The following is an 11,665-nucleotide window of genomic DNA, read 5'->3' on the forward strand; positions in this document are numbered from 1 at the left end:
CCGCCGCTGAGCGACGCCCGGTTGCTCCAACTCGCCGCCGCCGGCAGCGCCCGCGAGGCCGCGGTCAACGCCCAGGGCCAGCTGTACCCGGCAGAGCGGATGCCCGCCGAGCGCGCGCTGCGGCTGGCCGCGGGCGCGCTGGTCGGCCAGCACCTCGACCCCGAGACGGTACGCGCCCGAGTGCGCGCCCGGTTCCCGCGCGCCCAGGAGCTGCCGCCCCGGCCGAGGCTCGACGAGCTGCTGCGGGAGATCCCGCTGTTCTGGGAGGCGACCCTGGGCTGTTACGTCCCGCCGCAGAGCACCCGGTCGGTGACCGGCACCCGTTCCGGCAGCACCGGCGGACCGATCCTGGAACCGGACGCAGCCGCCCGCGCCCGCCGCCGGATCGCCGAGGTGATCGAACGGCGCGGCTTCCTGGTCGCGCTCACCTCGATCCGTCGTCCGGCCCGCAGCCGTCGTGCCCTGCTGGCGCGGTACGACCTCACCGAGGTCGACGTCACCGCCATCATGCTGGCGCGGCTGCGGGCACTCGCCTTCCCCTGGGAGGCCATCGTCGCCGCCGACACCGGCGTGCCGACCGACGCCGACTTCCGCTCCCTGGTGGAGATCTTCCAACACGAGGTGCTGCCGGCGATCGAGACGGCGCTCACCGACACCGACCGCCCGGTGCTGATCACCGAGGCCGCACCGCTGGCCCGCTACCAGCAACTCCACCTCATTCAGCAACTGGCCGACCCCACCCGACCTCGCCCCGCCGCCCGGCTGCTGCTGGTGCCGGTACGCCGCACCGAGCCGGTGCTGCTCGACGGCCAGCAACTGCCGCTCACCGCGCCGGCCACCCAGTCGCTGTGGCTGCCGGACGACTGGGACACCCCCGCCCTGGAGAGGAACGCGCCCCGATGATCCCGCTGAAGGCGCTGCAAAACCAGGTCACCGCCCTCACCGACGACCTGCGCGGGCAGGTGGCCCACGATTCCGAGTTGGAATCCTCGCTGCGCAAGGAGCACGCCCAGGCGGCCGACGCCCGGCGTACGGCCGGCACCTTCGAGACGTGGCTGGAGGACATCATCGACCAGGCGGCGGTGGCCTGGGTGCTCGGCTGCGTCTTCGTCCGCTTCTGCGAGGACAACGACCTGGTCGAACCGCTCTGGATCGGCGGACCGGAACCGACCGCACCGGTCGGCCGGGGCATGCAGCACCGCCAACAGCACCTGATCGACAACCCCCGGCACAACGACCGCGAGTGGCTACGCGAGGCGTTCGGCTACCTGCGCACGCTGAAGGCCACCGGCAAGATCTTCGATGAGCACAACCCGGTGTGGCGGTTCCCCATCTCCGGCGCGGCGGCCGAGGCGCTGTCGGAGTTCTTCCGGCGCGGGCCGGGCCTGGTGTCGCTGCGGGTAGAGAATCTGGACACCCGTTTCCTGGGCGACCTCTACCAGGACCTGTCGACCCACGCCAAGAAGACGTACGCCCTGCTCCAGACGCCGGAGTTCGTCGAAGAGTTCATCCTCGACCGCACCTTCGAGCCGGCGGTACGCGAATTCGGCCTGCCGGAAACCACCGTCATCGACCCCACCTGCGGCTCGGGCCACTTCCTGCTCGGCGCGTTCGGCCGCCTGGTGGGACGCTGGCGGCGACGCGAGCCTGGCACGGACATCCGGGTGCTGGTCGAGCGGGCCCTCGGCCAGGTGACCGGCGTCGACATCAACCCGTTCGCGGTGGCCATCGCCCGCTTCCGGCTGCTGATCGCCGCGATGAAGGAATGCGGCCTACGCTCCCTGGAACGCACCCCGCACTGGCAGGTCCGGGTCGCCACCGGCGACTCCCTCCTGCACTGGGGCCGCACCTCCCGCCACCAGGGCGACCTGATGGCGCAGTTGGAGGGCCGGGAAGCTTTCGCGTACGCCACCGAGGACGCCGACGTGCTCGCCGACTACCTGGACGAGGGACAGTACGCGGTGGTCGTCGGCAACCCGCCCTACATCACCGTCGCCGACTCGGCCCGCAACAAGCTCTACCGCGAGATCTACCCCGACGTCTGCCACCGGCAGTACGCGCTGACGGTGCCATTCGCCAAGCGCTTCTTCGACCTGGCCAGGCGCGGCGACGAGCACGGCGAAGGTGCCGGCCACGTCGGCCAGATCACCGGCAACGCCTTCATGAAGCGCGAATTCGGCAAGAAACTCATCGAAGACTACTTCGCCCACCAGGTCGAGTTGACCGAGGTCATCGACACCTCCGGCGCCTACATCCCCGGCCACGGCACCCCAACCGTCATCCTCGTTGGCCGTTCGAACCCACGTAGGCGTAAGCAAGATGTACGCGTGGTGTTGGGTATCCGAGGTGAACCATCGCAGCCGGCTGAACCTGGGTCTGGTCTCGTTTGGAACGCGATACAGCAGCAGATTGATGCCCCCGGGTCAGAATCGTTGTGGGTAGGTGTGGTTGATCTCGCTCGCGATCGGATTTCCGTGTATCCATGGAGTCTTTCTGGTGGCGGTGCTGCGCAGTTGGTCGCCCGTTTGGAGGGAGAAGCATCGCGCCTCTCGTCGCTGGTGCAGTCGATTGGTAGGACAACCAAAACTGGGGCCGACGAGGTTTACTTCATGCCACAGACGGTGGTGGTTCGTGCTGGGGAGGTTCGGCGGGTCCGCGAGTTGATTATAGGCGACGTCGTTCGAGACTTCGGCCTCCGAGCGGTTATCTATGTGCGTTCGCCCTACTCTGACAGCGCAAACGCCAACTATCTGCCTGAGTCTGACTTCTTGGTGGCGAGGAGTTTGTGGCCTTTCCGGAGCGGCCTCGCCTCTCGGCTGATTTTCGGAAAGTCGGTTATTGCCAGCGGGCGACCCTGGTTCGCGCATCTGGAAAATTACTCAAGCAAGTTACACGCGAAGCTTGGGCTGACGTTCGCCTTCGTAGCAACACACAACCACTTCACCCTTGACCGAGAGGGTCGACTGTTCAATAGTACGGCGCCGGTGATCAAGTTGGCGGAGGGGGCGACGGAGGACGATCACCTGCGGCTGCTCGGGGTGTTGAACAGCTCGACCGCCTGCTTCTGGCTCAAGCAGGTCAGCCACAACAAAGGGAGCCAGGGCGTCAACGAGGGCTTCAAGTCCCAAGAATGGGAGCGGTTTTACGAGTTCACCGGGACGAAGCTTCAGGAGTTTCCGTTGCCGGGGGCGTACCCGTTGGAGAGGGCGCGGCTGCTCGACTCGTTGGCGCAGCGGCTCGCCGGCCTGAGCCCGGCGGCGGTCGCGGAGGGTGGCGTGCCGACCCGGGAGCGGCTGGTGGCGGCGCGGGCCGACCACGACGCGACGCGGGCGCGGATGATCGCGGCGCAGGAGGAGTTGGACTGGGAGGTCTACCGGCTCTACGGGCTGTGTGGCGAGGAGCTGACCTGCGCCGAGCCGCCGGAGGTCAAGCTGGGGGAGCGGGCCTTCGAGATCGTGCTGGCCCGGAGGATGGCGGCCGGCGAGGTGGAGACGCAGTGGTTCGCGCGGCACGGGTCGACGCCGATCACGGAGCTGCCGGCGCACTGGCCGGAGGACTATCGCCGGCTGGTGCAGCGGCGGATCGAGATCATCGAGTCGGATCGCAACATCGCGCTGATCGAGCGGCCGGAGTGCAAGCGGCGGTGGGCCACCGAGGGTTGGGACGCCATGCGGGCCAAGGCGCTGCGGGAGTGGCTGCTCGACCGGTTGGAGGCACCCGAGCTGTGGGGCGACCGTCCGACGCCGCAGTCGGTGGCGCAGCTCGCCGACCGGGTACGCCACGACGAGGACTTTCGGTCAGTGTTGGAGTTGTGGGTCGGCCGCGACGACCACGACCTGACGAAAACCCTGGCGAAGCTCGTCACCGACGAGCACGTGCCGTACCTGCCGGCGTACCGCTACAAGCCTTCCGGGCTGCGCAAGCGGGCGCAGTGGGAGCGGGTCTGGGCGCAGCAGCGGCTGGAGGACGCGGGCGAGGACGTCGACATCAAGGTGCCACCGAAGTACACCTCGGCGGACTTCGCCAAGCCGTCGTACTGGCGGGCGCGCGGCAAGCTCGACGTGCCGAAGGAACGTTTCATCTCGTACCCGAAGGCGGGCCGCGACGGCGACGGCACCGAGCTGCTCGGTTGGGCCGGGTGGGATCACCTCGCCCAGGCGCAGGCGCTGGCCACCGCCTACCTGGACCGCAAGCTCCAGGCGGCCTGGCCGGTGGAACGGCTGCTGCCGCTGCTGGCCGGCATCGCCGAGCTGGAACCGTGGCTGCACCAGTGGTACGCCGACGAACGCCCTGACTTCCCCGGCTCACCCGCCCAGTTCTTCACCGACCTCATCGACACCGAACTGTCCCAACTCGCCGCCGACCGGGCAGCCCTGACCGAGTTGCGCGGACTGACCGGCAGTTAGGGGGAACGAGGCGTCCCGGCGAGGATTTTCTGCTCGGTCCGAAACTATCAACGAGAGCTGTTGGCGGATATCTGACAGAATTGGCACTGGTGCGGCGGTTCCTGCCGGGCAGATGAGCCACAGGCTTATGGATTGACTCGATGCCTGAGGCCGAGTCATCAATTCGGTCTGTTTTTGGCGAACAACTTGTCGTGCGGTCCGAGACGGCAGGACGACTATTATTTGCGATTGACTGTGGCATCGTGTTGTTGCCTTGCGCACAACGCGTAAGTGTGAACCGCGATCCAGGAGACATGACTCAATGACGGAACAATACGGGCCTGACCAGAACCCGACGCCCGCCGGCCAGCCGCCGATGCCGCCGAGCGTTGCATTCCCGCAGGGGTCCGCCGGTCAGTACCCGCCGCCCCCGGCGGGTCAGTTTCCTCCGTCGATGCCCGTTCCACCGGCCGCACCCAAGAAGCGTGCCGCTTGGCTGTTGCCCACCCTCATCGGCGTGGGCGCGTTCGTGATGCTGTGCTGTGGCGGTACGCTCGTGATCGGCTTGGTCAGCGGCGACGAGAATACCTCGGCGACCTCCGCCACCAGCGACGTTCCCGCTGCCGTGAGCAGCGAGTCGGCGAGCGCGGCGGCACCGGCCACGAGCGCGGCGGCACCCGTGCCGAAGAAGACGACTGCGGCTCCGGCGCCTACGAAGTCGAAGGCCCCCGGCATCGGCGACAAGGTACGCGGCGGTGATTTCGAGTTCACCGTCAATAGCGTGAAGTGCGGCATTTCCCAGGTGGGCAGCGAGTTCCTCAACGCCAAGGCGCAAGGCGCGTTCTGTAAGGTCGGCGTGACCGTGAAGAACGTCACCAAGACCGCGCACACGTTCCATGCCGACAGCATCCTCACCGCTCAGGACGCCAACGAGCGAGAGTTCGAGGTCGACGGAGTGGCCGGGATGTACGGCAACAGCGACGGGCAAGGATTCCTCGACAAGATCAATCCGGGTAATTCGGTGACCGCGAACGTGTACTTCGATGTACCGAAGGGCACCAAGCTCAAGACCATCACGCTCGACGCCGGCCTGTTCACCTTTGCTGAGGACGCCGTCGTCGTCCTGTGACCGGCCGATGGGTTTCGGGGAGTCGCGCCGTAGTCGGTTGATGGAGGTGCGGGGCTCTCCCGGCGGCGCGGCGGCCGCAACGGTCAGCTCCCGCCCTTGGGGCTCAAGGGCGGGAGGCCAGGCTGACGGCCTCCGCAAGGAGGGCGTCCAACTCGTCGTCCGACAGGTTCTCCTCGGTGAGGATCTTCTGCACGGTGGCCGCCTGGACGCGGCCGATCATCTCCTGGCTCATCGAGTAGTCGAGCGACGGGTCGATGATGGACAGGATGAGCTGCTCGGCGGCCTCGGCGTTGATCTCGGGGCCACCGTTGGCGAACCCGGCGCGTAACTCACCGACGAAGGTGATCACCTCGGCACGGCTGGCGGTCTCGCCGAAGCGGCGGTCGACGGCGAGGAAGAAGACCGCCGCGAGGTAGCGCGGAAGGCCGTCCCAGCCCTCGGCGTCAAGCTTGGCCTCGACCGCGTCGTTGGCGGCATGGTCGCCACGGACCATGGTGCGGATGTACTCGGGCAGCTCAGGCTTGATCATGCTCGTCTCGCTTCCTCGCTCGTCGCGCTTTGCCATGGTTCCATATCGCTTTCACGGTCACCGCCAACGCGCCAGCCGCCATCACCGCAGCGGTCACCGGATTGTCGACATGCGGTCGATCCTGTCCGGGCGTGGGCACAGGGCTCGTCGTCCCACTAGTGGTTCCGCCTTGTCCCTCGCCGTGTTGCTTGAGGAACTTGAGCACGTCGCGGACACTGGTCTCGGTGTCCTTCAGGCTGTCCTCGGTGTCATCGGCTTTCCGGACCTGCTTGCGCCAGGCGATGTCGGCACGCCGTCCGCGTCCCTCAGCCTCGGTCACCAAGCGGTCCCCGGACGGCGAAGCCGCATCGTCTGGTTCGGTGGGCGCGGAGCCGGGGGCGATCGTGTTGACGTACTCGGTGATGTGGTCGGCGGCCTCAGCCAGGAGGCGGGCGTACCGGCCGGCTTTGTCCCGGGCCACCTCGGCGTCCACGACGGCGGCGCGTAACCGATTGTCGTCGCTACCGCGCTGCACCTCGATCAGCCGCGCCAAGGCCACTTCGGCGTCCGTCCGGGCGCGCAGCGCGGTGACCGCTGCGGCATCAAGCTTTCCGCGTACGGCGAGAAGCTGCGCGACCAGCTCGGCGATGCTGCCGCTCATCCGAGTCGGGTGAGGTAGTCGCTTGCGTGTTCGGCGGTGTGGTCGAATCGGCGGCGAGTCGGTTCGACCTCTGCCTTGGCGGCGGCGAGTGCCTGACGAGTGTCGGTCACGTGCGCGTGTTGGCTGCCGCTCAGCGCGGCGTTCGCCGTTCGGGCCGCCGCATCGGCCTCGGAGACGGCCATGTCGAACACCCGTCGTCCCTGGCGCGCGTTGTCGACGGCGGCGCGGAGGGCCGCCTTGACCTCACCGACACTCATGGTGGCGGTCGGTGCTCAGCCGAGGACGCCGACGTAGCGGCGAGCGGCCTCCGAGCTGCCCTGCACCAGCGTCATGGCCTCGGCCAGGCGTTGCTTGCTCTGCTCACCTCGGGCGATGGCCTCGGCGATCGTCGGGTGGCCGGTGCCGGCGGCGACGGCACGTAGTCGGGTCAGCATCTGCTCGGTGTTCTCGGCGGCGGCGCGGATCTGGTTGATCGTGACGTTGCCCTGCTCGGCTGCCTGCATCAGCGCCGCCTTGACCTCTTCGATGCTGGCCATGCTGTCCCTCCGTCTGCCGCCCGCGAGCGTAGATCACGTTTGCGTAGTCGCGCGGACACTATCGGAGATGGCCTCGGCTTGCAGCCCGGTAGCTACAGGTAGTCGGCTGCGGTGCGTTCCACATCGACAATGAACGCTTCAAGCTGTGCTTCGCTGTGGTCCCGGTCCTGTAGCAACTTGCCAAGGAAGACGATCTGCATCTGGAGGGCCGTCTCGGGGTTGAGGTTCTCGATCAGACCGACCTCGCCGAGCGCCGCCCGGACGAGTCCTTCCATCTCCAGCGCGGGAAGCGACTGCGCGTCGGGGAACTGCGACCGCGTCTCGGCTACGAAGCGAGCAACGTCGGTCGGAGAGTGGCCAGCGGCGAAGCGCTCGTTGACCGCGATGGCGAATGCCGCACCGATCACCTGGCTGCCACCGCGCCAACCGGTGGTCTCCAGGCCGTCCAGGATCTGGTCTACCGTGCCCCAGTCACGGCGTGCCATCGCGCGGATCAGGTCGCTGAACTCGGTCCGTACGCTCACGGACTGGTTAACCACGCGCCGCCTGAAAAGTGATCAGCCGGAAGCTCTGTCCAGACCCGGCTCCCACTCGCTCGCGCAGTCACCGTGACGCAGCAGGCCGGCAACCGTCAATCTTGGACAGTTGTCGTTAGCGAGAAACGGGAACTGTCCAAGATCTCGACGTGCTGCGGGCGGAGCGATCAGCGGTGGTTGCGGGTGGTGGCGACGAAGGTGGTCCAGGCGGTGGGGGTGAAGGTGAGGGCGGGACCGTCCGGGTCCTTGCTGTCGCGTACGGCGACGACGCCGGGCATATTGTCGGCGACCTCGACGCAGTCGCCGCCGTTGCTGCCGCTGCGGGTGCTCTTGCGCCAACGGGCGCCGGTCAGATCAGCCATGGTGGACCTCTCCGATGATCTTGTTGATGAGGTGCCTCGATTGTCCTTCATCGAAGGCGAGCTGATCCAGGCTCTTCCAGACCTTCTCGTAGGCAGCGAACTCTTCCGGTCGATCGAGATAGAGCGCGCCAGTCCACGACTCGCTGTAGATCACAGAGGGTTCCGGCGTTGCCCGATTCCGAAGCGGGAACTCCAGCATGACGAAGGTGCCAGCCTCGACACCCCTGTGCAGACCTGCTGACAGCGGCAGAACTCGAATATGCACGTTGTCCCGCTCGCCGACGTCGAGCAGGTGTCGTAGCTGCTCGACCATCGTCGGCCGGTCGCCGACGATCCGTAGCAGCGCGCCCTCCGAGATGACGACGTCCATCTCGGGTGCTGCCGGCAGGCGACGTACCAGCAGTGACTGTCGCTGAAGTCGCACCTGAACCAGACGCTCACGCTCGTCATCCGTCACCTCTGCGCGATGTTGGTAGACGGCCAGCGCGTAGCTACGGGTCTGTAACAGTCCTGGGATCAGGGCTTCGTCATACCTTCGAATTCGGCATGCGGCGGATTCGAGGCCGACGTACAGCTCGAACCAGTCGGGGATCGCGTCGCCGTAGGCGTGCCACCAGCCTTTCGCCCTTGTCTCGCCGGCCAGGGCGGTCAACGCCCGGGTCAGTTCGCCGCGTGCGGCGTACAGCTCGCACATGGCCCGGACGTCGACGCCGCGCACCGAGCCGAGGCCGCTCTCGATCCGCCACACCTTCTGCCGGCTGCACTCCAGGGCCTCGGCGGCGGCGTCGAGGGTCACCCCGGCTTCGGTGCGCAGGTCACGCAGGGCCCGGCCCAGTTGGCGGCGGGGCACCGTCGACCCCATGTCATCGGCCACCCGGCTCTCCCTCCGGTCGAATTTTGCAACATCCCGGCGGCCGTTCTGCAACGTGGAAACGTTGCCCACGAATAGCGGAACGGTATGACGGAACATTCGTTGCCATGCTGTCCATGACCCTACAAGATGGAGCCGACAAAGGCGATTAGCGTGGCATTCCCGTCGCCGTGAATTGTCGAGACAATCTGTCACCGAGTAGAGGTGGTGCTGTCGTGCGTGCGTTTCTTCGGCATTGTCGGGCCGAGCCTGCCCGGCCGGCGGCGAAGCTGGCCCGCGAGGCGCAGGCGGCCCGCCGGTGACCCGCCGCTGGGTGGCGCACCTGCCGTTCACCGCCGCCGACCTGCCCGCCGCCCGGCAGTTCGCCGGCACCCTGGCCCGCTCGCTGAGTTTCCTCTCCGAGGTGGACGCGGGCGAGACGACCGTCTCCGCCGAGGACGATCAGGGCGTACGCCATCGGGTCTTCTGCGATCTGGCGTTGCCGCACGGCCGGCGGTGCGGGCGCCGGGCCGGTCACGCCGGGACCTGCGCGCGGCGGGCACCACGGTGACCGGGGCGACCACCATCGTCTGCCCCGACTGCGACGGCACGACGTTCACGCTGCTGCCGTGCGGGTGCACCAGCTTCGGTGACCGGTTCCTCGCCGACGAGGCGGCGACGCTGGTCCAGCGTGAGGCGTACCGCGACTGTGAGCAGTGCCGGGGGGCGGGCAGTGTCGCGTACCCCTGTCACCGCTGCCGGCGGCGCGGGCGGCGGCGGGCGCAGCTGGTGCTCAGCGTGGCCAACCTGGACACCGGCGCGGTCGCCTCCCACCGCGTGACGCCCGGCAGCCTGGACCCGCAACCGGAGCCCGGCGGCTGGGCGGTCGACCTGGGCCGGAAGGTACGCGAGCTGGCCGCCAGCGTCGGTGCGAGCATCACCGACCAGGCGCTGACGCTGTGGTTGCCGGCGCAGTGGCGGCCCGACCTGCCGGCCGCACGGCGACACGAGCTGGAGGCCCAGGCGATCGTGGGCCTGGATCACCTGCCCTGGCGGCTGATCGTCGGCCGGTCGGTCGCCGCGCCGCCGGTCGAGCCGGCCGGCCGGCTGGCCCGGCTCCGCGCGCTGGCCGACCTGCTCCTGCTCGACCTGGTGATCGAGGCCCGTCGGCAGGGCGCGCGGGTCGACTGGGACGTCCGCTACGAGGTGCCCGGCTCGCCGGTGCCGAAGATCTGGCTCGGGCACGCCGACCTGCCGGCGGCCCTGGCCGGGACCGACGTGGCCGACGCGCTCGCCGGGCTCACCGAGCGTGGCCGCAGCGCCCCCGCCCGGATGCTGCGCCTCGACGGGCCGCGCCCGCCCGCCGTGCCGGCCGTCGACGTGGACCAGCTCGAACGCCGCATCCTCGCCGACTGCGTCGACCCGGGGAGCGGCGTCGAGCTGCCCGGCGCGCAGGCGATCTGGCGCGACGGCCGCTGGTGGCACACCAGCCTGCGGGGCGGCCAACCGGTCGAGCACCTGGTGGAGCAGCCCACCGGGCAGGTCGTCCGCCGGGTGCGGGTGCCGCTGCGGCGGGGCTGCCCACCACCCGACCCGCCGTGGCTCGGCGAGCCGGTCGGCTGGCGGCGCTGCCCCGACTGCGTTCCCGGCAGCCGGCTGCGCAGCTGCGACTGCCGCCTCGGCGGCCGACCCGTCGACGTCGACTGCGCGCACTGCGGCGGCGTCGGGCTGCGGCCGTCCGCGTTGACCTGCCCGACCTGCTGCGGCACCCACCGGTTGCCCGAGACGGTGCTGGTCACCCTGACCGACCTGCGGCACCGGGTGGTACACCTGGCCTGGCAGTCCGGCGCGACGGAGGAGGCCACGCTGGTCGCCACGCAGCCCGGAGGCAAGCCGGTGGTCCAGCTTCCCGACCGCTACCGGCTCGGATCGTGGGCACCCATCCTCGGCGTACGACCGGAGGACCTCGCCGAGGCCGACGGCGGCCACGAGATCGACCACGACCTGCGCGGCGGTTACGTCACCCTGACCTGGGCCGGGGCCGACCCGGTCGCCGAACAGGTGCGTGCCGCCGGGCGGGGCCAGCCCGCAGGCCGGCTGATCGTGACGGCGGTACGCCCCGACGCCCCGACGCTGGCCGAACTGATCCGGCTCGCGCTCGGCCTGGACCTGGCGCTGGAGGTCAGCGTCTGCGACCTGCGGCACCACGCCGGTGACCCGCTGCGCCTGGACGGGCTGCGCTGGTCGGTCCACCTGCGCAGGCGAGCCGCCCCGGTCCGCCCCGACGAGTGGCCGCACCGGCCGACCCTCGAAGCGGCGCTGGCCTGGTGCGTCGAGTGCCTGGACGACACCGTCGCCGACGCCGTTCCGGCCGACCCGGTGGTGCCGATCCCGGTGCCCGCCGCCCAGCCGAACGACCTGATCGCCGATCCGGTGCCGACGCTGCTGCGACTGGCCGCCCGGCACGCCGGGCAGACCCTGACCGTGCGCCTCACCCGTGCCGGCTGTGCCGTCCACCTCCACGACGACGACGGCGTACGCCTGCTCGCCGAAGCGCCGCATCTGCACACCATGAACTGACGTGACCTGCCGGGACTCCCTCGGACGGCAGTTTCCCCGATGTTGTCGCCTCGGCGGGGTCTGAGGCAGCAGTTTCCCCGATGTTGTCGACTGGGTGGGGTCTTGGCGCGTGCGGGTG

The 11,665-nt window shown here is 69.1% G+C and carries 11 protein-coding genes and 1 pseudogene; 5 read left to right on the forward strand and 7 right to left on the reverse strand.

What is annotated here, in order from left to right; all coding sequences use genetic code 11:
• The 3 genes and pseudogenes from AC2CHE_RS15745 to AC2CHE_RS15755 all read left to right on the forward strand — a co-directional run.
• Positions 1-903: pseudogene (locus AC2CHE_RS15745) on the forward strand (BREX system serine/threonine kinase PglW); the annotation flags it as partial.
• A complete protein-coding gene (gene pglX / locus AC2CHE_RS15750; protein ID WP_484505633.1) occupies positions 900-4,406 on the forward strand; it encodes a BREX-2 system adenine-specific DNA-methyltransferase PglX in 3,507 nt (1,168 codons plus the stop codon). The pseudogene AC2CHE_RS15745 and the gene pglX, both read left to right, overlap by 4 nt.
• A gap of 301 nt (positions 4,407-4,707) precedes the next feature.
• Complete coding sequence (locus AC2CHE_RS15755; protein WP_484505634.1) at positions 4,708-5,514, forward strand: DUF4352 domain-containing protein; 807 nt, start codon at positions 4,708-4,710, stop codon at positions 5,512-5,514.
• A gap of 103 nt (positions 5,515-5,617) precedes the next feature.
• On the opposite strand, the gene AC2CHE_RS15760 is transcribed toward AC2CHE_RS15755, so the two are convergent.
• The 7 genes from AC2CHE_RS15760 to AC2CHE_RS15790 form a co-directional block, all read right to left on the reverse strand.
• Positions 5,618-6,043 (reverse strand): hypothetical protein, encoded by a 426-nt coding sequence (locus AC2CHE_RS15760; RefSeq protein WP_484505635.1) that lies wholly within the window; start codon positions 6,041-6,043, stop codon positions 5,618-5,620.
• The gene (locus AC2CHE_RS15765; protein WP_484505636.1) at positions 6,030-6,683 is read right to left on the reverse strand and encodes a hypothetical protein; all 654 of its coding nucleotides are present in this window, start codon (positions 6,681-6,683) and stop codon (positions 6,030-6,032) included. Before AC2CHE_RS15765 ends, AC2CHE_RS15760 begins: the two co-directional genes overlap by 14 nt.
• Entirely contained in the window at positions 6,680-6,940 is a 261-nt protein-coding gene (locus AC2CHE_RS15770; protein ID WP_484505637.1) for a hypothetical protein, read from the reverse strand. The genes AC2CHE_RS15765 and AC2CHE_RS15770 overlap by 4 nt, the downstream gene beginning before the upstream one ends.
• Positions 6,941-6,955: 15 nt before the next feature.
• Positions 6,956-7,219, reverse strand: coding sequence for a hypothetical protein (locus AC2CHE_RS15775; RefSeq protein ID WP_484505638.1), 264 nt, complete (start codon positions 7,217-7,219; stop codon positions 6,956-6,958).
• Between the two features lie 92 nt (positions 7,220-7,311).
• Entirely contained in the window at positions 7,312-7,743 is a 432-nt protein-coding gene (locus AC2CHE_RS15780; RefSeq protein ID WP_484505639.1) for a hypothetical protein, read from the reverse strand.
• A 179-nt stretch (positions 7,744-7,922) separates the two neighbouring features.
• Positions 7,923-8,117 (reverse strand): DUF397 domain-containing protein, encoded by a 195-nt coding sequence (locus AC2CHE_RS15785; protein ID WP_484505640.1) that lies wholly within the window; start codon positions 8,115-8,117, stop codon positions 7,923-7,925.
• A complete protein-coding gene (locus AC2CHE_RS15790) occupies positions 8,110-8,991 on the reverse strand; it encodes a helix-turn-helix domain-containing protein (protein WP_484505680.1) in 882 nt (293 codons plus the stop codon). Before AC2CHE_RS15790 ends, AC2CHE_RS15785 begins: the two co-directional genes overlap by 8 nt.
• Positions 8,992-9,286: 295 nt before the next feature.
• Between AC2CHE_RS15790 and AC2CHE_RS15795 the strand changes: the two genes are divergently transcribed.
• A complete protein-coding gene (locus AC2CHE_RS15795; protein ID WP_484505641.1) occupies positions 9,287-9,538 on the forward strand; it encodes a hypothetical protein in 252 nt (83 codons plus the stop codon).
• Complete coding sequence (locus AC2CHE_RS15800) at positions 9,535-11,547, forward strand: hypothetical protein (RefSeq protein ID WP_484505642.1); 2,013 nt, start codon at positions 9,535-9,537, stop codon at positions 11,545-11,547. Before AC2CHE_RS15795 ends, AC2CHE_RS15800 begins: the two co-directional genes overlap by 4 nt.
• Positions 11,548-11,665: the final 118 nt, after the last annotated feature.

The sequence above is a fragment of the Micromonospora sp. ATLC16 genome (assembly GCF_057196645.1).